Source organism: Pseudomonas syringae KCTC 12500, from assembly GCF_000507185.2.
GTDB classification, from domain to species: domain Bacteria; phylum Pseudomonadota; class Gammaproteobacteria; order Pseudomonadales; family Pseudomonadaceae; genus Aquipseudomonas; species Aquipseudomonas syringae.
The window spans coordinates 267,594-288,904 of sequence record NZ_AYTM02000002.1 but is presented as its reverse complement, the minus strand read 5'-3'; the positions used below and the strand labels follow the sequence as shown (position 1 = coordinate 288,904).

Below are 21,311 nucleotides of genomic sequence, written 5' to 3'. Positions count from 1 at the left end.
AAAAGGGCGGTAGCATGACGTCTTATTCCTGTCAGGTCTGAACTTAAGGCCTGTGTCTGTTTTACCTATTGTAATTTTTTGTGAAGAACACTTTTTCTGACCATGGCGGCTCACAGGTGCCGTGAGTGAGAGCGTGTGCAGTGTGCTGCATGTGTTTTGCCTCGAATCGTGCAGGGACGCTGATTCGCTTTATCAATCAGGTATTCGACCCTCCAGAACTTCTGGACTGCACCCACGTATGAAAATGACGATGGAGCATCATTATGTTTGATACCTGTATGGAAACAGCCTGCGGTTGCGTGGTGGGTGGCGCAGGGCTCGCGGGCATGGGCTTTTTGTTCAACGCCCTGAAAAGCGGCGCGATGCCCGGGCTCGCAGCCAAAGGACTGATTGTCATTGATGCAAGTGACCGGCCCGGTGCGGGTGCGCTGGGAGATTACCGGATCACTGCCAACTCGGTTGGCGATGTGTTCATTGATTGTCTTCGCGATCCGGCATTGCGCGAGGTATTCGAACCCCTGGAAAACTCCGCAGCTTACTGGCGCATCAAGGCTCAGGCACAGAGCGCGCCGCAACTGTCGGATGTGGGCCTGCTCATGGCCGAGGCATCCAGGCTGGTGCTGGACCACATCGTGCAACGTTATGGTGTAGAAGTCTGGTCCGGCACGCGCCTGGATGAGGTGATATGCGAGGGTGACGAGTTTTGTCTGCACGTTGACAGCGTGTACGGCAAAAGACGCGTGCGCTGTCAGGCGCTGGTACTCAACCTGGGCGGGCGCCAGGATCCACAACACTTGATCGATGATCTTGCTCGACAAGGCCTGACGCTGCCGGACCACTGCACTGTCCAGAGCGCTGACCGCTTGCTGCGCATGAACGCGGTGCAGTTGCGCGAAGTCTTTGCCCCGGCGCTGGTCGATAACGGGCGCATCACCATCGTCGGGGGATCTCACAGCGCTTTTTCGACGCTGGAGAATCTGGCGGATGCACTGGAGTTTGCCGGCTTGCAGGAACTGTCACTCGTTCATCGCAGCAGCATCAGGCTGTTTTACGAAAGTGTTGAACTGGCGCACGCGGCCGGTTACGTATTTGACGCGCAGCTTGATGTCTGTCCGGTTTCAGGTCGGGTCAACCGTTCCGGAGGTTTGCGTTACCGTGCGCTGGAGATCGGGCGCCAAGCGTTGCAAAGCGGTCGCGTGGGCAAAACCGGCGTGCGCGTGCAGATGCTGCAGACACTGGGCGGACGCCCCGATGAACACGAGCAGGCCCGACTCGTTCTGGCCGATTCGGCTGTGATCGTGCAGTGCTCTGGTTATCAGCCCGTGTTGCCCAGACTGAAGGATGCCGATGGCAACCTTGTCAGCCTGCGCGAGGCCAAGGGGGGACTAGACTCGGACGCTGGCGGCTGCCCGTTCGACCAGCACGGTCGTCGAATCAAGGGCATGCATCTTTTCGGTCTGGGCGCCGGATTGGGCGTCGACCCGCAATTGGGCAGCGAACCCGCTTTCGACGGCCGGATATATGGCGTCTGGCAGTTTCACCATGATGCCAGCCGAGTGGTACTGGAGGCGGTCACGCGCAGACTCGCTCATCAGCCTGTAGCTGCCGAGACGTTCATTTCGGAAGGATTCATGCAAGCGGCTTTAGGCCTTCAGGCCGGTTAGGCTGGTGCAGCGCAGGTCGGTGGTCATAAAAAACGGCGTCCCAGGGACGCCGTACGGCCGGTCTGCCAATAAACGGCAGGTCAGCATTGAATAAGGGGGTAGTGCGGGAATTATTGTGGGTCCTGGTTGGGAGCCAGTTCTGCCTGGATACGTTTGTAGATTTCTTCACGATGCACTGAAACATTTTTGGGTGCATTGATGCCCAGGCGGACTTGAAGCCCTTGAACGCCAAGAATCGTGACGGTGATCTCGTCACCGATATTTATGCTTTCGCCTACTTTGCGAGTGAGTATCAACATAATCTTTTCCTTGATGGCCTCTTGAAAACGCCTCTCTCAAGAGGCTGGCGTTTGCCTTTGCGTGGTGATTGTTGCCGAGTGCATCCAAATGCATCCGTCTTATGACGTCGCACAGGTGAATTAAATTCCCTCGGTTCATTTTCTTGTCATCGAGATTTGCATCCCGGATACGACGAGTGCGCCAATTCTGCCCGTTTCGACGTGAAAATGCCCGTATTTACTGGCGTCATATAAAAAGTAACGTCAACCGCTGCACCGTTCCGGGTCATCATCATCTTAGCCGACGGTGCTGCCTGAGCCATTTCGATATGAGTACAAGCGTAGGCACGACTGCACCAGATTGCCCGGGCTTTCTGAAAATTCAAATGAAAGTGCTGAGCGAGTGTGTAGGAAGGGTCTGCGGATCACCTTGGTGTTCACGCTGATGCTGGGTACCACGGGGGGGCTGGGAAGGGATGCACAGGTGTGAGGCAGGGCCAGGCCTTCGCGGGTTTCAGCGCCCGCGAAGGCTCGTTCGGGGTTTACACCGCCATTGACAACAGCATGATGAAAATCAGGCCGACGACCGAGAGGATGGTTTCCATCACCGTCCAGGTCTTGAAGGTCTCGGCAACGGTCATGTTGAAGTACTGCTTCACCAGCCAGAACCCGGCGTCATTGACGTGCGACAGGATCAACGAGCCCGCACCGGTTGCCAGCACCAGCAGCTCGCGATTGACGCCTGGGATCAGGCCGACCACCGGCGCTACGATGCCAGCACCGGTAATGGTTGCCACCGTCGCCGAACCGGTTGCGATACGGATGACCGCCGCTACCAGCCAGGCCAGCATGATCGGGTTGATCTGCGCCTGCACAGCCATGTGTCCGATCACGTCACCCACGCCACTGGCAACCAGCATCTGCTTGAAGCCACCGCCTGCGCCCACAATCAGGACAATTGCCGCCACTGGAGCCAGGCTCTGGTCCAGCAGCTTCATGATTTTGCTGCGATCAAAACCACGTGCGGCGCCGAAGGTGTAGAACGCCAGCAACAGCGCGGCAAGCAGGGCGGTGATCGGGTGACCGATCAGGTCCATCCAGATGCGGAACATGTTGTTTTCCGGCAACACCACATCGGCAAAGGTCTTGAGCAGCATCAGGAAGACCGGCAGCAGGATGGTCACCAGTGTGATGCCGAAGCCTGGCAGGTTTTCAGTGCTCGATTCCTTGGCGATCTGATCCATCAGTTCCTTGGACGGCGTACCGGGGATGCTTTTGGAAATCCAGTTACCGAAGATCGGGCCGGCGATGATGGCCGTCGGCAGTGCAACGATCAGTCCGTAGAAAATGGTTTTGCCGATATCGGCGCCGAAGATGCCGATGGCCAGCAACGGACCCGGATGAGGCGGAACCAGACCGTGTACGGCTGACAGGCCTGCCAGCAGCGGGATGCCGATCTTGACGATGGGCACGCCGGTGCGCCGCGCAACAATGAACACCAACGGGATCAGCAGGACAAAACCGATCTCGAAGAACAACGGGATGCCCACCAGGAAGGCAGAGAACATCATTGCCCAGTGCACTTTCTGTTTGCCGAACGTGCGTATCAGCGTTTGCGCAATCTGGTCCGCGCCGCCCGAGTCAGCCATCAGCTTGCCGAGCATTGTGCCCAGGCCGAGGATGATGCCGACGAAGCCCAGCACCCCGCCGAAGCCGTCCTGGAAGGATTTCATGACTTTTTCGACCGGCATTCCCGAGGTCAGGCCAAGAAAGCCTGCCGCCAGGGTCAACGCGACGAAAGGGTGCACCTTGAAGGTGGTGATCAGCAGCACCAGGCCGACGATGGTCACCAACGCATCGACGAGCAGGAACGTCTCATGGGTCATACCGAACATGGATGTCTCTCCGGTTTATTGTTTTAAGGAACTGTTAACAGCGCCGACTTCAATCGTGTGTGCGCAAGACAGCGCTGTCTTTTGCACTCACGCCTTTATCAGGCGTGAGAGCCTTTCCACCATGCTGCGGCTTGTTTGCCGATGACATCGATAGGCTGGGACGCGTCCACGATCAATGTAAGCGGTTCGCCATAGGGCGGTTCGAGGGTCGCGAACTGGCTGTCTACAAGACTGGCGGGCATGAAGTGCCCAGGCCGGTGCGAGCAGCGTTCGCTGGCGAGTTCCTTGCTGAGTTCCAGAAAAACGAAACCCAGGCCTGGCACCGCATCACGCAGGCGCTGGCGATAGATGAGCTTGAGCGAAGAGCAGGTCAGAACCGGGTGTTCACCGTTGGCGAGGGCGGCAGCCATCTCTTCGCCCAGGCGGGTCAGCCAGCCGGCACGGTCTTCGTCGTTGAGGGGGGTTCCGGCGCTCATCTTTTCGATGTTGGCTGGAGGATGGAACGCGTCGCCTTCGATCAGGCGGCCGCCGCTGTTCAGGGCAATCTCGGCACCGACGGCGCTTTTGCCGCAGCCAGATACACCCATCACCACAAGGGCGGAAATAGCAGTATTCGCAGTTGTCACAGTAGGCACCTCATCTGGAGACAGCGCTGTCTTCTTTCGGGGGGACATAAGTCTCATCCCGGACTGTTCCAGTTATTTGTCGTTGTTTTGGGCTCATCAATAAGCATGGGAGGCTGTTCTCCGCGGGACCCGAATCGGGTAACCCCTGTGAAACCAGCGATAAAGCATTGTCACGTTCCATGAGACAGCGCTACCTTATGGGGCATTCGACACATTTGGCAACCCCTATGTTAGTTGGCAACGCATGATACGCATTGGTTCCCGCTCGACTGGTCGCCCCACGCTCAATGAAGTGGCGAAGCTGGCTGGCGTCTCTCCGATCACCGCCTCGCGAGCCTTGCGCGGTATCAGCACCGTGGCGCCTGAGTTGGTCGAAAAGGTCCGTGCTGCGGCGCAGAGCCTGGGTTATGTGGCCAACCCGGCCGCCAGGGCGCTGGCCTCTTCCTGCAGCCAGACCGTCGTGGTGCTGGTGCCGTCGCTTTCCAACCAGTTGTTCATCGAGACGCTGGAAGCCATTCAGGACGTGTTGCGCGTGCGCGGCCTGGACGTGCTCATCGGCAACTACCATTACTCACCCGAAGAGGAAGAGAAGCTGCTGCGCAACCATCTGGTCAATCGCCCGCGCGGTATTCTGCTGACCGGTTTCGACCACACGGCAGCGTCCCGCCAGATGCTTGAAACCAGCGGCATACCCTGCGTGCACATGATGGAACTCGACACTCGCCTGGGCGCCTATTGCGTCGGGTTCTCGCAGCAACAGGCCGGTGCCGAAGCTGCGCGGCACCTGCTCGGGCGTGGCCGCCATCGGCTGGCATACATGGCCGCCCAGCTCGACCCTCGTGTGCTGCAACGTGGCACCGGGTTCCGTCGGGTGCTGGAAGACGCCGGGCTGTTCGACCCCGCACTGCAGGTCTCGACACGCCAGGCCTCCTCGATCGGTCTGGGCGGGGAGTTGTTCGCGCGCCTGCTTGACCAGCATCCGGATGTCGACGGAGTGTTCTTCTGTAATGACGACCTGGCGCAGGGCGCTGCGCTGGAGGCCTTGCGCCTGGGGGTCGCGATTCCCGAACGGGTCTCTCTGGTGGGCTTCAACGACCTGCCTGGGTCCGCGCACATGGTGCCGCGCCTGACCTCGATTCGCACACCCAGGGAAGAAGTCGGACAGCGTGCTGCTCAGGTCTTGCTGGGCCTGCTGGACGGGGTCACCCAGCACCCGCAGGTCGATCTAGGGTTTGAACTGGTGGTACGGGAAAGCTCTTGAGTCTTTTCCCCGACCAGCCCTGGCGATCCTTCCCCGGGTCATTGCACTGACCAATGGTAGGGGCGCTCTGCGGGCTCGATGCCTCCGGGCTGGAGTGCCCGACCGTGCTGTCCTGCACTGTTGTCGATACCCTCATTCGAACGGTTTCGACACATTTCGACTGTTATTTCTGACAGTACCCATCCCCCCGTGTTGAGTATTCAATGACCCTACGTTTTTGGCTCGGAGCGGCATAAGTGTCTTGGCCGCATCGTTGGATGACGGGGATATATCTTCTTATCTATTCCCCGTTCTGGCGGTCTTACAAGACCTATTGAAGGTGAGAGAAATGCAAAAAAAAGCATCTCAGAACGTTAGAGCCCTGACGCATATCGTCGACCCCGTCGGTTCAGGTGTCCCTCTGGACATCGCCTGGCTGACCGGCATTATCCCGCTGGGCTTCGTACCCGCAGAGATCGCTATCAGCCCTGATGAAACCACGCTGTATGTCGCTCATGAAAGTGGTCGCGAAGTCAGTGTGGTCGACATCGCCAGTGCCAGCGTAACGGGTGCCATCAAGCGGGCAGGGGCAGGCGCGATTACCCTGAGCCCCGATGGCAAAGGCTTTACACCATCGGCCAGAAAAGGTGCTACGTGGTCGATACGCGCATGCGCGAAGTGATCAGGATACTGCCGGCAGCCAACGTCAACAGGATCCTGTGCAGTGCCGATGGCCGTTTTATCTGCCTGTCCTTTCAGAACGCGCTCGGCGGGTTGATTCGCCTCATCGAGACCGAGAATTACACGGTCGAAAACGAGTTCGATCTGGGTGCCCTGACCAACGCATCACTGGCTCTCGGGATCAGCCCGTTGAACGACAGGTTTTACGCAACCATGCTGGTTGACCGGACCGCGCCTACCGATGTTCTTGCGATCAGCAAGGTCGATTACCTGCAACATGACATTCCCGGCTTCTCCGACCCGCGTTCGATGGCCTTCAGTTCCGATGGCGCCTGGCTGTATGTCGGTGGCATCGACGAGGTCTACATCATCGATGCGGCGACCAACAAAACCTTCTATCGGGAAAGGATCGGCACGCAAGGCTACCCGGTGAAAGTCATCGGAGTGACCTCGGATGACCGCTATGTCTACGCGATCTATACCTGTAATTACGACGTTTACCGGATCGACACGGTGAAGGGCATCGCCACCTGCATCGCTTACTTTCCGTCGGTAGGCGGTGCGGTACTCAATAAGACCGGCACGTACATCTATTCCAGTCATCCGGACATGAGCTGGATTTCGATCTACCGGCTATGAAGACTCCTGCAATGGCCTGGCTTGCGTGTTACCAGCCGGGTCGACCGTCAGTCGGCGTCAAGCGCTGCGACGCCGGCCTTGGCGACCTGAGCATCCTGTTCGGCCTTCACGCCTGAAACCCCCAGCGCACCGATCACCTGGCCGTCGACGATGACCGGCACACCGCCTTCCAGGGAAGTCAGCAGCGGAGCACTCAGGAATGCAGTGCGCCCGCCATTGACCATCTCTTCGTAACCCTTGGACTCACGTTTGCCGAGTGCCGAGGTGCGGGCTTTTTCGATCGCGATGTAGCTGCTGATCGGTGCGGCGTCGTCCAGTCTCTCGAATGCCAGCAAATGGCCGCCGTCATCAACGACGGCGATGGAAACGGCCCAGCCATTGGCCTGCGCCTCTTCGCGTGCGGCACCGAGCATCAGGCTGACTTCGGTCTGGGTCAGTACGGCTTTGATCTTCATGGAGCTCTCCGGAGTAGTGATGATTGATTGGCGTTCAGTGTGATTCAGGCGTGCCAAGCGCCGCGTCGATCAGTTCGATCCAGTGCCGCACTGGCGTTCGGCCGGCGCTGGCCAGATGGGTCTGACAGCCTATATTGGCGGTGGCAATCACCTGCGGTTTGCCGCTCTCCAGTGCGTTCATGCGGTTGTCGCGCAGTTGACGGGCGATGGCAGGCTGGGTGATGGAGTAGGTGCCTGCAGAGCCGCAGCATAAATGACCGTCCGGCACTGTGGTCAAATTGAAGCCTAGACGAGTCAGGACACGCTCGACTTCGCCGCCGAGTTTTTGCGCGTGTTGCAGCGTACACGGGCAGTGGAACGCCAGGCGCTGATCGGTCTTGATGCCGAGGGTTTCCAGCGGTTCGTCGCGCAGCAGTTCGACCAGATCCTTGGTTCGCGCGCTGATCTGCCCGGCCTTGTCGGCATAGGCTGGATCATGGCGCAGCAGGTGGCCGTAATCCTTGACGAAGGCCCCGCAGCCGCTGGCCGTCTGGATCAGGCTTTCAGCACTGCCTTGCAACGCGGGCCACCACGCGTCGATGTTGCGCCGTGCCCGATCCAGCCCTGCCTCCTGTGCATTGAGGTGATAATCCACGGCGCCGCAGCAACCCGCCTGTCTGACCGCCGTAATGCCGATGCCCAGACGATCCAGCACCCGCGCCGTAGCGCTATTGGTGTTTGGCGACAGGCCCGGCTGAACGCAACCTTCCAGGAGCAACACCTGGCGCGCATGACCGGTGTGCGGGCGAAGTCCGCCAGGATGGACCGTCGCCGGCAGCTTGGTGGCCAGGGTTTGTGGCAGCAACGGCCTGAACTTCAGGCCCATGCCGGTCAGGGATTTGAACAGTCCGGGGTGGGGGATGACGCGACGCAAGCCTTCACGCAGCACGCGTTCTGCGAGTGGCCGCGGCACCAGGGCCTCAACCGCCGCGCGGCCGATGTCCAGCAGGTTGTGGTAATCCACCCCGGACGGGCAGGTGGTCTCGCAATTGCGACAGCTCAGGCAGCGGTCCAGATGCACACGGGTTTTCTCGGTGACCGGCTGACCTTCGAGCACTTGTTTGATCAGGTAGATCCTGCCGCGTGGACCGTCCAGCTCATCACCCAGCAATTGATAGGTCGGACACGTAGCGTTACAGAAACCGCAATGCACACAACTGCGCAGGATACGTTCGGCTTCTTCGGCGCGCGGCAGGGTTCTGGCGTGTTCACTCAATGTGGTCTGCATGTTTCAAAGCTCCGCGTACAGTCGACCGGGGTTGAAAATCCCCTGCGGGTCGAGTCGGGTCTTGAGTGCCTGATGGTAGCGCAGCACAGGTGCGGCCAACGGTTCAAACGGGCTGTCGACGACGCCTTGGCTGTAGCAGGTCGCATGGCCGCCAACCGCCATGGTGATGGCTCGAATGGTCTGTCCGTCAGCGTCCGACTTGAGCCAGCGTTGCGCGCCACCCCAGTCGATCAACTGCTCGCCCGGCAGATCCGGCAGGTGGCTGTCGGCAGGTACACAGAGCCGCCACAGGGGCCGCGGGTCATCGAAGAAGGGCAGGTGATGCGCATTCAACTGTTGCCAGTACGCGGCATCGAGCAGCTCGCCGCCGAGCCGGTCCCGGGCTGCGGCCACTGAACCTTCACCGCCCTCCAGGCGCAGGCGCAATACGTGGCCATCATGGCTGGCCGCGCTGATCGGTATCGGTTGCTGACCCCACTCGGCAAGGCGCGCCAAGGCCAGCGCGCTGTCCATTTCCAGTGCGATGCTGCTGCACAGACGTGGTTTGGGCAGCACCTTGAGCGACACCTCGGTCAGCAGCCCCAGGCAGCCGAAACTGCCTGCCATCAGGCGTGAAACGTCATAACCTGCAACGTTCTTCATGACTTCTCCGCCGAAACGCAGGTGTTTGCCAAGACCGGTGATGACCCGTGTGCCCAGCACGAAATCACGCACCGATCCGCTCCACGGTCGGCGCGGTCCCGAGAGTCCCGCAGCGACTATGCCGCCGAGCGTCGCGGCGCCGAAGTCGGGCGGTTCGCAAGGCAGCATCTGGCCTGCGGCATCCAGCGTCTGCATCAGTTCGTTCAATGGCGTGCCGGCGCGTGCAGTGATCACCAGTTCTGTCGGGTCATAACTGACGATGCCACGGTGCTCGCGGGTATCGAGTATTTCGCCAGCGGTTTCACGACCGAGAGAAGCCTTGCTGTTGCCGCCCTGAATACGTAACGGCGTTTCGTCGCGCAGCGCCTGATTGACCCGCTCGAGCAGTGCCTGGCTGACGTCGCTGTCCATCGTGCTCATCAGAAACGCTCCAGGTCGGGGAACGGCAATTGCCCGGCGTGGATGTGCATGGCACCAAATTCCGCGCAGCGATGCAGGGTCGGGATGTTCTTGCCGGGGTTGAGCAGGCCGCTGGCGTCGAATGCCGCCTTGATGGCATGGAAGAAGGTCAGCTCGTCGCTATTGAACTGGGCGCACATCTGATTGATCTTCTCGCGACCGACACCGTGCTCGCCGGTAATGCTGCCGCCGACCTTGACGCACAGCTCGAGGATTTTGCCGCCCAGTGCCTCGGCGCGCTCCAGCTCACCCGGTTGATTGGCATCGAACAGGATCAGCGGATGCATGTTGCCATCGCCCGCATGAAACACGTTGGCGACGCGCAAGCCGTATTGCCCGGATAGCTCCCTGATGCTGCGCAATACGCCCGGCAACTCACGGCGCGGGATGGTCCCGTCCATGCAGTAGTAGTCCGGCGACAGGCGACCCACGGCCGGGAAAGCGTTTTTGCGCCCGGCCCAGAAGCGGACCCGTTCGGCCTCGTCTTTGGCCTGGCGCACTTCGGTAGCGCCCGCCAGTGTCAATACCTCGCTGACCCGTTCGCAGTCAGCGTGCACATCGGCTTCCACGCCGTCCAGTTCGCAGAGCAGGATGGCTTCGGCATCGACCGGGTAGCCTGCGTGAATGAAATCCTCGGCGGCACGAATCGCCAGATTGTCCATCATCTCCAGCCCGCCGGGGATAATGCCCGCAGCAATGATATCGGCCACCGCGCGCCCGGCCTTTTCCACGGAATCGAAGGCTGCCAGCAGCACCTTGGCCACCTGCGGTCTGGGCAGCAGTTTGACCGTGACTTCGGTAATGACGCCGAGCATGCCTTCGGAGCCGGTGAACAGTGCCAGCAGGTCGAAGCCCGGCGAGTCCAGCGTGTCGCTGCCCAGCGTCATTGGCTCGCCTTCCACCGTCAGGATCTCGACCTTGAGCAGGTTATGCACGGTCAGCCCGTATTTGAGGCAATGCACGCCGCCGGCATTTTCCGCCACATTGCCGCCGATGGAGCACGCGATTTGCGAGGACGGGTCCGGCGCGTAATACAGGCCGTGGGGCGCTGCCGCCTGGGAAATGGCCAGGTTGCGCACGCCGGGCTGAACCCGCGCCAAGCGCGCGGAGGGATCTATATCGAGGATCTGGTTAAAACGCGCCATGACCAGCAGCACGCCTTTTTCCAGCGGCAACGCGCCTCCCGACAGCCCGGTGCCCGCCCCGCGAGCGACCACCGGTACGCGACGTGCGTGGCACAGCCTGAGCAGCGTCTGTACTTCTTCCACATGCCGCGGCAATGCCACCAGCATCGGTGTGGTGCGATAGGCCGACAACCCGTCGCACTCGTAAGGCCGCAGCTCTTCGGGGCGATGCAGGATGTCCAGGTCGGGCAACTGCTGTTGCAGCGCCTGCAACAGCAGTTGCTTGTCGACGGCGGGCAGCACGCCGTCGATGCGTTCGTCGTACAGAATGTTCATCAAGCCACCCTGGGTTGTTTTTGTCGGGTTAATGCATCCTAGCTCATTCGCTGCGAGGCTTGAGTTGACAGCGAGGGTCCGATCCCGCAATTTACGCATGACGTAATAGGTTTACGAAAATAAAAATACCGCATCCATGCGAATATTTACCTGCTACCCCAGTTGTACGCAGCGCATCGTTACCGCGTCGACCTGACTGCATTCGTGCGTATTCAGCGGGTCGAGCATCTGGCCCGGCAGCCCTCGGTCTTTTACCAGGCACACCCTGATGCACAATCGGACAAGCCGGAGTAGGCTGCCCTCATGAAGATTCTTGGTCTGCAACTGATATTCGGTGATTTTCTCGCACGCAGCGTGCGAGGCATCCCGTGTGCGCCGCCCGCAGGACAGTGATTGCCAGGGTTACCCACTCTCACTTTCCTGTAAGGAGCCAGTCATGGCTGATCTCTACGAAAACCCCATGGGCCTGATGGGCTTTGAATTCATCGAATTCGCATCACCGACGCCCAACAGCCTTGAGCCTGTGTTTCAGATGATGGGCTTCACCAAAGTCGCAACGCACCGCTCCAAGGACGTGTCCCTGTTCCGTCAGGGCGCGATCAACCTGATCCTCAACAACGAACCGCACAGCCTGGCATCGTACTTTGCCGCCGAGCATGGTCCTTCGGTATGCGGAATGGCGTTCCGCGTGAAAGATGCGCAGAAGGCCTATAACCGGGCACTGGAACTAGGCGCACAACCGCTGGAAATCGCTACCGGGCCCATGGAATTGCGCCTGCCCGCGATCAAGGGCATCGGTGGCGCGCCGTTGTACCTGATCGATCGCTTCGGCGAGGGCACGTCGATCTACGACATCGATTTCAACTTCATCGAAGGCGTTGACCGCCACCCTGTTGGTGCCGGTCTGAAATTCATCGATCACCTGACCCACAACGTGTACCGCGGACGCATGGCGTATTGGGCCGGTTTCTATGAAAAGCTGTTCAATTTTCGCGAGCTGCGTTACTTCGACATCAAGGGCGAATACACCGGCCTGACCTCCAAAGCCATGACCGCCCCGGACGGCATGATCCGCATTCCGCTCAACGAAGAATCGTCCAAGGGCGCGGGTCAGATCGAAGAGTTTCTGATGCAGTTCAATGGCGAAGGCATTCAGCACGTGGCGTTCTTTACCGATGACCTGATCAAGACCTGGGACGCGCTGAAAGCAACCGGCATGCGCTTCATGACCGCGCCGCCGGATACCTACTACGAGATGCTGCAAGGTCGCTTGCCTGATCACGGTGAGCCGGAGGCCGAGCTCAAGTCACGCGGTATTCTGCTCGATGGTTCTTCCGAAGGGGGCGAGCGTCGTTTGCTGTTGCAGATATTCTCCGCAACGCTGATGGGCCCGGTGTTTTTCGAATTCATTCAGCGCAAAGGCGATGACGGGTTTGGCGAAGGCAATTTCAAGGCACTGTTTGAATCCATCGAACGCGACCAGATTCAGCGTGGTGTCCTGACGCCGGACTGAGCAATCATAAAAAGCGTCCGTCTTGCGCGATCAGACGAGCCGGCCCAGGCTCGTTCTGAGTCATTTGTGCTTGAGCACGTCAGCTTGCCGGTTGTGAGAAGAGATATAGCGCTCGGTGAAGTCATGCGCCGGCATGGGGCGGCCATACAGATAGCCTTGGCCTTCGTCGCACACATAATGGCGCATCAGACTTTCCTGCTCACGGGTTTCTATGCCTTCTGCCGTGACCTGAAGATTGAAGCCGTTTGCCAGCCTGACAACGGCCTCGACGATGACTTCATCTTTTTTGCTGCGCTCCACGCCACTTACGAATGAGCGGTCAATCTTCAGTCGTGTCACCGGATAGTCTTTCAGCAGGCTCAGGGACGCATAGCCGGTACCGAAATCGTCGAACGCGATGCCCACACCCAACGAGCGAAGGTGACGCAGCGGTTCCATAATGCGCTGCTCGTTTCGCAAGATGATGTTTTCCGTGATCTCCAGCTCGAGTGAGTGTGCAGGCAAGGAAAAGTCTTCAAGCACACTTTCAACCATTTCGGCAAAGTCGCGCATGCGAAACTGCGCGGCGAACAGGTTGACGCCGATGCGGAATTCCTCGCAGCCGGTATTTCGCCATTGCGCTGCCTGCTCACAGGCTGAACGCAGTATCCATTCGCCCACCGGCACCGCAAGCAGGCCTGCTTCCAGTGCGGGCAGAAAAACCGCCGGGGACACGACGCCCAGTGTCGGATGGTTCCAGCGTATAAGGGCTTCGGCTCCGGTGATACGACCATCCGCAAGTCGTACCTGAGGTTGGTAGTAAAGCTCGAACTCTTTGTTGGCCCATGCCTGACGCATCGATGAGCTGAGCGCTCCTCTTCTTGAAGCGGTCTGTCGATGTTCGGAGGTAAAGGTGCGAACCAGGGAGCGGCCGTCAGACTTGGCCTGGTAGAGCGCCAGATCCGCATTGCCGAGCATTTGCTCATCGTCGTAATCAGCGCCAGACCTTACGGAGACGCCGATGCTGGCGCCGATGTAGATTGAATTGTCTTCAAACTCTATCGGTTCCTCGATGACCGCGATGAGCGCCAGGCCCAGCTTGATCGCCTTGTCAGGATCTGCGGTGTCGGACAGGAACACGACAAACTCATCGCCGCCCAGACGCGAGACCATATGGCAGGCCGGTACGTGTTCGCGAAGACGGTGAGAGGTCACCTTGAGCACAAAATCACCTGCAGCGTGGCCCAACGTGTCGTTGACGTCCTTGAAGCCGTCCAGATCGATCAGCAGGATGGCTGCTGACAGCTGCGCGTCGCACGCCTCTTTGATCCGCCTTTTGAGTGTCGATCGATTGGCAAGCCCGGTCAGGTGATCGTATTCGGCCGCATGCTTGAGTAATTTGTCCGCCTCGACACGCTGGGTGATGTCACGAATGATCGCTCCGAATTGTGGCTCGCCGGCATACGTCCATTGTGAGAGCGAGAGCTCGATGGGGAGGGTGTGACCGTCGCGATGGATGGCCGTCAGGTTGATGGATTTTCCGATAATGGAGGCCGGGCCGCCTGCAGCCACCCTCGACAAACCTGCATGGTGCCTGGAGCGCATTTCGGGCGGAATAATGATGTCGAGAGGCTTGCCCATGGCGTCCTCGGATCGATGCCCGAAAATGAGTTCGGCCGAGTTGTTCCATGAGATGATCCGGTTTTTGCTGTCCGAGCAGATGATCGCGTCGGGTGAAGTCGAGGTGATATTCATGAAGCGGGTGTGGCTGTCTTCATTCTCGAGCGTGAGCCGACGCAACTCCATTCTCTCGATGACCATGACCGCCAGGTCCTGGAGAACCCGCTGATCTCGCTCCGAGAAAGTCTCCCGAGGTTTATTGTCGATCAGGCACAGGCTGCCCAGCACATGACCGCTGGCGGTTATCAGCGGCGCCCCGGCATAAAAGCGAATATGGGGAGCGCCGACTACCAAGGCGTTTGAGCTGAACCGCTCATCCTGCAATGCATCAGGCACCAGAAAAACGTTACGGCCCATGAGCGCAAAATTGCAGAATGAAACGTCGCGGCCCGTTTCGCAGACATCGAGGCCAACGCGCGCCTTGAAGAATTGCCGGTCTCGATGAACCAGAGAAATCAGAACAATGGGCACATCGAAAATCCGCGATGCCATTTGCACGATCTGATCGTATTCGTGCTCAGGTGGGGTATCCATCAACGAAAAGGCATTCAAGACACGAATACGTTCTTCGTCATCATCGCCGACTGGGTAACTATTCATTTGAGGCCATCGCTAAACGCCGATCGCACGCGAGACACGAAGCGATCGATGGATAACGCCGCTGTGTCGGCACCGGTGGAGGTACCCTGCCAGCATGCGCTTGCGCCACGCCGGAAAAGGAAAGTCAGATACATGCAGCACCTCTCGCGGTAGCGTCTCGATAGCTGTCCAAGGCAGCTTAGAAGCTATATCGTCAAAAAGCCGGATACCTGTAACAACTTCTCAAGCAACTAGCGTGGCGGGTATGGATCCAACTAAGGCCAGTATTACCCGATCGTAACGAAGTGTTCAGGTTTGGCGTCGCAAGGGTATGGAAACTGCATAGCGGTTTTCACTGCCAATTTGATGACGACCCTATGCAGCGGCTTTTCTCTATTTCGACGAGGCTTGCACCTTCGGCGCTCAGCAAGGCGTTGATCGGTTTCATTGCCCTGGTCTGTCTATCGTTGATCCTGGCCACCGCCTGGCAGATGAACCAATCCAAGCTCGAGCGCGTCGCCACTGCCAGGATTGCGGTGTCCAATATCGTGCTTGCTGCTGAACAGCAGGCTCAGGACACCCTGCAGCAGGCTGACAATACGCTGCGTGACCTTGCCGAGCGGGTTGAGCAAGATGGCGCCGCAGGCGAGCAGCAAAGCCGCTTGACCAGACTGATGGCTCAAGACCTGGTCAACGTCAAAGGGCTTCAGGGGCTGTTCATCTATGATGCTCAAGGCAACTGGGTCGCCAATTCCTTTGCCAAGGGCGTGCAGACCAGGAACAACGAAGACCGCGCCTACTTCATTTACCACCGCGACAACCCTGACCCGTCCATTCATGTAGGGTCCATTGTTGAAAGCCGCAATACAGGGGACATGGTCATCCCGGTCAGTCGGCGTATCAATGCGGCGGATGGCAGTTTTGCAGGCGTTGCACTCGCCACCGTGCCGGTGGCTTATTTCCAGGCGTTTTTCCAGCGTATGGATGTAGACGACAAGGGTGTGATCTTCCTCGCTCTGAATAATGGCGACCTGCTTGCGCGGCGACCCACATTAACCGCACTGATGACCACCAATGTAGCCAAGGGCGATATCTTCACTCGCTATCTACCGTACAGCGACAGCGGCACCGCAGTGATCAACTCCGTGGTGGATGGGGTGGAAAGGGTATACGCCTATCGGCGCGTGTCCGGATTGCCCATCGTCGCCGCTGCCGGTATCTCCAGTCAGCATGTGTTCGCGCCCTGGTGGGCCTATGCACAGCGGTCCATGACCATCACCGGCATCATTATCCTGGCGCTGGTCTTTCTGGGCGTGCTGTTGTACCGACAAATCCAGCAGTTGATCACGGCGGAGGGTGAACTGAATATCGCCAGGAACGACCTGGAGATCATCGCTCACACGGACAGCCTGACGCACCTGGCCAATCGACGTTGCTTCGATACGGCCTTGCAGCAGGAGTGGGGGCGGGCGAGCCGGAATGATGCAACCATCGCAATTATTTTGCTGGATATCGACTGGTTCAAACAATACAACGACACCTACGGCCATCTGCAGGGTGACGACTCCCTGAGGCAAGTGGCGGGGCTGATTCGCGACAGTCTTGACCGGTCCGGGGATATGGCAGCACGTTACGGCGGTGAAGAGTTTGTCATTCTGTTGCCTGAAACCGATCTGGCAGGGGCGCTGAAACTTGCGGAAAAAATCAGATCATCCATTGAAGCCAGTTGTATAGAGCACTCGTCCAGCCCGCTGGGCAGGCTGAGCATCAGCTCGGGCGTGGTGGCGATCAACGCAGCAGAGAAGAAGGATGCGCACACAGCTGCGCTGAAGGAAGCGGATCGACTTCTTTACCTGGCCAAAACCAAAGGGCGTAACCGTGTCGAAGGTCGCTTGATTCAAGGGGGGCAAGCAGATAGTCATTTTGCCAGGGTATCCACAGCGTCCACTCGATAGTCGAGCGTCATGGATCTGTACCTGCACAGGGTTGCTATCAATATGTTCGGCAAACCAACGTACGTCGCCGCAGGCGCAATGTCAGTCTGACGGACGGCTGCCGCCCATGCGCTCGCTGATTGTCACCGCCGTTTGCAAAAGCCTTCTGGCCGCCAGACTCTGCGTCTCGTTGTTCAACACCGATCCCGGTCCGACGACCGTGATCACGCCCACCAGCTTGTTACCCATGGCGAATAGCGGTGACGAGGCGGCGTTGATACCCGGCATCAGCAAGCCCTGAATCTGGTGCACGCCAGTGGTGCGAATCTGCTCGACATGCTGCTCGACCTCACGCAACTGGCTGGCGCTCAGCAACGGCACTTCCTGCTCGCGAAGCGCAGCGGTTTCGCGCCCGTTCAGAAAACTGTCGAACACCAGGCCGGTGGACGAGCCAAGCAGCGGCAGCACCGAACCGATCTGCGTGACCAGCGTCACCGCACCCATCGAGGGCTCGACGTACACCACGGTCGGCCCCTTGTTGCCCCATACCGCCAGAAAGCAGGTCTGATTCAACTCGTCGCGCAAGCTGGCCAGCCAGGGGGCCGACACCTTGAGGACATCCAGCTTGCCGAGCGAGGCCAGCCCGACCTGCAACGCCTCGCGCCCCAGCCCATAGTGATTGTTGACAGCATCCTGTTCGGCAAAGCCACTGGCAATCAGCGCCTGCAGATAACGATGGACCTTGCTGGCGGGCATGCCCAGGTGTTCGGCCAGTCTCGACAGGGACGTGGCAGGGGAGAGTTCAGCGAGCGCCTTGAGCACGCCCAGCCCGACTTCGGCGGCCTGGACCTTTTGCGGACGTCCGCCTGCGGGGCTTTCGGTTTGCTGGGTCATGGGGTGTTGTGCGCCGATCGGGAAAGGCAGCTTTATAGCTTGACCGGCTGGCAAACTCAAATTACGTTATGCGTAATCGCTTTACGTAAAATAATGTTTCGTCCTGTCTCTGCCCGACCCCATGACAACAAGAGGTCCAGATGGCTATCCACTCCAGTTCCGACGCATTGGTTTATCAGTCGGGCTTCGGCAACCAGTTCAGCAGCGAGGCGCTGCCCGGTGCGCTGCCCGTTGGCCAGAATTCGCCGCAGAAGCATCCGCTGGGTCTGTATGCCGAGCAGTTCTCGGGCACCGCTTTTACGGTCGCGCGCAGTGAAGCCCGACGTACCTGGCTGTATCGGATCAAGCCATCGGCAGCCCATCCGCGTTATCAGCGCATGGATCGGCAGATCGCCGGTCAGGAGCAGGGGCCGATCAACCCCAATCGGTTGCGCTGGAATGCCTTCGACATCCCGGCGGCACCGACTGATTTCATCGACGGTCTCATCCCCCTCGCCAGCACCTCGGCGGCGGAGCAGGCCGAGGGTGTCAGCGTTTACCTGTACACCGCCAACACCTCCATGCAGCGAGCGTTCTTTAGTGCGGATGGAGAATGGCTGGTGGTGCCGCAGCAGGGCCGACTCAGAATCGTCACCGAACTGGGCTTGCTGGACATCGAACCTCTGGAAATCGCTGTCTTGCCGCGAGGTTTGAAGTTCTGCGTCCAACTGCTCGACAGCAGCGCTCGTGGGTACCTCTGCGAGAATCACGGTTGCGCCTTGCGCCTCCCGGAACTGGGCCCGATCGGCAGCAACGGGCTGGCTAATTCACGTGATTTTCTGACCCCGGTCGCCTGGTTCGAAGACAGTCGCCAGCCAATACAACTGGTGCAGAAGTTCCTCGGCGAACTGTGGTCGGCGCAACTGGAGCATTCACCGTTCGACGTGGTGGGCTGGCACGGCAACAACGTTCCGTACAAATACGACCTGCGGCGTTTCAACACCCTCGGTACGGTCAGCTACGATCACCCGGACCCGTCGATTTTCACCGTGCTGACCTCACCGGGGGCTATTCACGGCCAGGCCAATATCGATTTCGTGATTTTTCCGCCGCGCTGGATGGTGGCGGAAAACACCTTCCGCCCGCCGTGGTTCCACCGCAACCTGATGAATGAATTCATGGGCCTGATCGACGGCGCGTACGATGCCAAAGCCGAAGGCTTCATGCCGGGTGGCGCTTCGCTGCACAATTGCATGAGTGCGCATGGCCCCGATAATGTCACCGCCGAAAAGGCCATTGCCGCCGAGCTGAAACCGCACAGGATCGACAACACCATGGCCTTCATGTTCGAGACCGGCAAGGTGTTGCGCCCCAGTCGTCACGCGCTCGACTGCCCGCAACTGCAAGCCGATTACGATGCCTGCTGGAAGGACATGGCCAGAACGTTCACCAGGGAGCCACGCTGATGACTACCGCGCTCAATCGTCGCAGCTGGGTCGAATCTGCCAACGGGCATGCCGATTTCCCCTTGCAGAACCTGCCGATTGGCGTGTTCAGCCATGGCCAGACCGCTCCGCGTGGTGGGGTGGCCATCGGCGACAGGATTTTCGATCTGCGCGTGGCAACAGAGTCCGGGGTGTTTCAGGGGCAGGCCGCCGAAGTAGCTGAAATTGCCAGCCGCGACCAGCTCAATGATTTTCTTGCGCTGGGTGCCGCTGCCCGACGGGCGTTGCGCGCCGCCTTGTTGCAGTTGCTCGATGAAGACAGCCCGCAGCGCAACAGGCTGCAGGCTGTTGGCGGTTTGTTGCTGCCGATGAGCGAGTGCACGTTGCACATGCCGGCTCGGGTGGGTGATTACTCGGACTTTTACGTCGGTATTCATCATGCACTGAATGTCGGCAAGCTGTTCCGCCCGGACAACCCACTGCTGCCCAACTACAAATACGTGCCTATCGGCTATCACGGCAGAGCGTCGACCTTGTGTCCCTCCGGTACGACGGTGCGGCGGCCCAACGGGCAAACCCTGGTGCCAGGCCAGGAGGTTCCCGTTTTCGGTCCCTGCAAACGCCTCGATTACGAGCTGGAGTTGGGGGTCTGGATCGGGCCGGGGAATGCCCAGGGCGAGGCCATCGGGATCGATCAGGCTGCCGAACACATCGCCGGGTTGTGCCTGCTCAACGACTGGTCGGCGCGTGACATACAGGCATGGGAATACCAACCATTGGGACCGTTTCTGTCCAAGAGCTTTGCCACGACGATCTCGCCCTGGGTGGTAACCGCCGAAGCACTTGAGCCGTTTCGTCGCGCGCAACCGCCGCGTCCGGAAGGCGATCCGCAACCGTTGGCGTATCTGCTGGATGACCACGATCAGCAGCGCGGGGCGCTGGATATCGAGCTGGAAGTGCTGCTGCTGACTGCACAGATGAAAGCCGACGGGCTGGCGCCTCATCGGTTAGGTCTGAGCAACGCGCTGAACATGTACTGGACAGTGGCGCAGATGGTTGCGCATCACAGCGTCAACGGCTGCAAGTTGCAATCGGGAGACCTGCTCGGCACCGGTACGTTGTCCGGCCCCCAGGAAGGTCAGTACGGCAGCCTGCTGGAGATGACCGCAGGCGGCAAGCAACCGGTGAACTTGCCCAATGGCGAAACGCGAATGTTCCTGCAGCGGGGCGACGAGGTGATTCTGCGTGCCCGTTGTCATCGCGAAGGGCACGTCTCGATTGGCTTCGGCGAGTGCCGGGGCGTTGTGCTCGACTGAAAATAACGTGTCCGGCTGCTTCAGCGGGCTATTTCGTACCAGCCGAGAAACATGTTCAGGGTCGATTCGACCACCGTGTGCTGCTCCTCGGGGGTAAGCAATGCCGCACTGAAGGTCACCTGCGGCCAGAACGCGAACGACTTCAGCAGCGCATGCATTTGCGTCGCGGCAAAGGCCGGGTCGACTGGTTTCAGACGGCCGTCCTTCTGCGCGGCGCGAATCCAGGCACTGAAGGTTTCTTCTCGTTCATTGATCCGCGCCATCCACACCTGCGCCCGCTCGGGCGAGTGAATGGTCGCGCCAACCACCACGCGGGCCAGGTCGAGGAAGTGACTGTTGGTCAGGTTGCGCATCTTGCCCCAGAGCAATTCCCGCAACTGCTCGCGCAAGCCGATCTGCGGATGAAAAACCACTTCGGCCTGCGGCGGGGCGCAGCTCCAGAGGCGCTGCAGCATCTCGGCGAACAGTTCTTCCTTGCTGGGGAAGTGGTTATAGACCGTACGTTTGGAAACCTCGGCCCGCGCGGCGATCCGGTCCATGCTGGTGATCTCGAAGCCACGATCGCCGAATTCGGCGATAGCCGCCTGGACGATGGATTCGCGTTTCTGATCGGTGAGGCGCATGGGTTCGGTCATAGGTTCGCTTCAAACGTGCGTTTAGAGAAAATTACACTCAGCAGTTTACTT

16 protein-coding genes and 2 pseudogenes are annotated in these 21,311 nt (G+C 59.4%); 8 read left to right on the top strand and 10 right to left on the bottom strand.

Annotated elements, in window-relative coordinates:
• Nucleotides 1–263 precede the first annotated feature (263 nt).
• A complete protein-coding gene (locus tag V476_RS01770) occupies nucleotides 264–1,664 on the top strand; it encodes a hypothetical protein (RefSeq protein ID WP_024960546.1) in 1,401 nt (466 codons plus the stop codon).
• 110 nt (nucleotides 1,665–1,774) lie between these two features.
• On the opposite strand, the gene csrA is transcribed toward V476_RS01770, so the two are convergent.
• From csrA to V476_RS01755, 3 genes are all read right to left on the bottom strand, one after another.
• On the bottom strand, nucleotides 1,775–1,963 hold the full coding sequence (gene csrA / locus V476_RS01765; protein ID WP_002554157.1) for a carbon storage regulator CsrA: 189 nt from the start codon (nucleotides 1,961–1,963) through the stop codon (nucleotides 1,775–1,777).
• Between the two features lie 521 nt (nucleotides 1,964–2,484).
• Nucleotides 2,485–3,837 (bottom strand): GntP family permease, encoded by a 1,353-nt coding sequence (locus V476_RS01760; RefSeq protein WP_003315860.1) that lies wholly within the window; start codon nucleotides 3,835–3,837, stop codon nucleotides 2,485–2,487.
• A gap of 98 nt (nucleotides 3,838–3,935) precedes the next feature.
• Nucleotides 3,936–4,424: a gluconokinase gene (locus tag V476_RS01755; protein ID WP_003344097.1), complete on the bottom strand. Its 489-nt coding sequence runs from the start codon at nucleotides 4,422–4,424 to the stop codon at nucleotides 3,936–3,938.
• Nucleotides 4,425–4,707: 283 nt separating this feature from the next.
• Between V476_RS01755 and gntR the strand changes: the two genes are divergently transcribed.
• On the top strand, nucleotides 4,708–5,724 hold the full coding sequence (gntR, locus tag V476_RS01750; RefSeq protein WP_016568529.1) for an HTH-type transcriptional regulator GntR: 1,017 nt from the start codon (nucleotides 4,708–4,710) through the stop codon (nucleotides 5,722–5,724).
• Between the two features lie 328 nt (nucleotides 5,725–6,052).
• Nucleotides 6,053–7,023: pseudogene (locus tag V476_RS01745) on the top strand (beta-propeller fold lactonase family protein).
• 47 nt (nucleotides 7,024–7,070) lie between these two features.
• Here V476_RS01745 and V476_RS01740 read toward each other — a convergent pair.
• The 4 genes from V476_RS01740 to glcD are packed head-to-tail and all read right to left on the bottom strand — an operon-like array spanning nucleotide 7,071 to nucleotide 11,306.
• Nucleotides 7,071–7,478, bottom strand: coding sequence for a heme-binding protein (locus V476_RS01740; RefSeq protein WP_003391508.1), 408 nt, complete (start codon nucleotides 7,476–7,478; stop codon nucleotides 7,071–7,073).
• Nucleotides 7,479–7,512: 34 nt separating this feature from the next.
• Nucleotides 7,513–8,745, bottom strand: a complete 1,233-nt coding sequence (gene glcF, locus V476_RS01735) for a glycolate oxidase subunit GlcF (protein WP_024960545.1) — start codon at nucleotides 8,743–8,745, stop codon at nucleotides 7,513–7,515.
• 3 nt (nucleotides 8,746–8,748) lie between these two features.
• Nucleotides 8,749–9,807 carry a glycolate oxidase subunit GlcE gene (gene glcE / locus V476_RS01730; RefSeq protein WP_024960544.1) on the bottom strand — a complete coding sequence of 353 codons (1,059 nt, stop codon included), beginning with the start codon at nucleotides 9,805–9,807 and terminating at the stop codon, nucleotides 8,749–8,751.
• Nucleotides 9,807–11,306 (bottom strand): glycolate oxidase subunit GlcD, encoded by a 1,500-nt coding sequence (gene glcD / locus V476_RS01725; RefSeq protein ID WP_024693349.1) that lies wholly within the window; start codon nucleotides 11,304–11,306, stop codon nucleotides 9,807–9,809. Before glcD ends, glcE begins: the two co-directional genes overlap by 1 nt.
• Before the next feature lie 138 nt (nucleotides 11,307–11,444).
• On the opposite strand from glcD, the pseudogene V476_RS28775 reads away from it, so the two are divergent.
• Both V476_RS28775 and hppD read left to right on the top strand, forming a co-directional pair.
• Nucleotides 11,445–11,600: pseudogene (locus tag V476_RS28775) on the top strand (glutathione S-transferase family protein); the annotation flags it as partial.
• Between the two features lie 142 nt (nucleotides 11,601–11,742).
• On the top strand, nucleotides 11,743–12,819 hold the full coding sequence (hppD, locus tag V476_RS01720) for a 4-hydroxyphenylpyruvate dioxygenase (RefSeq protein WP_003370421.1): 1,077 nt from the start codon (nucleotides 11,743–11,745) through the stop codon (nucleotides 12,817–12,819).
• 60 nt (nucleotides 12,820–12,879) lie between these two features.
• On the opposite strand, the gene V476_RS01715 is transcribed toward hppD, so the two are convergent.
• Nucleotides 12,880–15,078, bottom strand: a complete 2,199-nt coding sequence (locus V476_RS01715; protein ID WP_024960543.1) for a putative bifunctional diguanylate cyclase/phosphodiesterase — start codon at nucleotides 15,076–15,078, stop codon at nucleotides 12,880–12,882.
• Between the two features lie 356 nt (nucleotides 15,079–15,434).
• Here V476_RS01715 and V476_RS01710 point away from each other — a divergent pair, with 356 nt between their 5' ends.
• Nucleotides 15,435–17,012 carry a sensor domain-containing diguanylate cyclase gene (locus V476_RS01710; protein WP_024960542.1) on the top strand — a complete coding sequence of 526 codons (1,578 nt, stop codon included), beginning with the start codon at nucleotides 15,435–15,437 and terminating at the stop codon, nucleotides 17,010–17,012.
• 81 nt (nucleotides 17,013–17,093) lie between these two features.
• Here the strand turns inward: V476_RS01710 and V476_RS01705 are convergent, their stop codons facing one another.
• Nucleotides 17,094–17,885, bottom strand: coding sequence for an IclR family transcriptional regulator (locus V476_RS01705; RefSeq protein WP_024960541.1), 792 nt, complete (start codon nucleotides 17,883–17,885; stop codon nucleotides 17,094–17,096).
• A gap of 140 nt (nucleotides 17,886–18,025) precedes the next feature.
• Between V476_RS01705 and hmgA the strand changes: the two genes are divergently transcribed.
• Together hmgA and fahA are read left to right on the top strand one after the other, a co-directional pair.
• A complete protein-coding gene (gene hmgA / locus V476_RS01700) occupies nucleotides 18,026–19,330 on the top strand; it encodes a homogentisate 1,2-dioxygenase (RefSeq protein WP_024960540.1) in 1,305 nt (434 codons plus the stop codon).
• Nucleotides 19,330–20,625 carry a fumarylacetoacetase gene (fahA, locus tag V476_RS01695; RefSeq protein ID WP_024960539.1) on the top strand — a complete coding sequence of 432 codons (1,296 nt, stop codon included), beginning with the start codon at nucleotides 19,330–19,332 and terminating at the stop codon, nucleotides 20,623–20,625. The genes hmgA and fahA overlap by 1 nt, the downstream gene beginning before the upstream one ends.
• A 20-nt stretch (nucleotides 20,626–20,645) precedes the next feature.
• On the opposite strand, the gene V476_RS01690 is transcribed toward fahA, so the two are convergent.
• Nucleotides 20,646–21,260: a TetR/AcrR family transcriptional regulator gene (locus V476_RS01690; protein WP_024960538.1), complete on the bottom strand. Its 615-nt coding sequence runs from the start codon at nucleotides 21,258–21,260 to the stop codon at nucleotides 20,646–20,648.
• Between the last annotated feature and the right edge of the window lie 51 nt (nucleotides 21,261–21,311).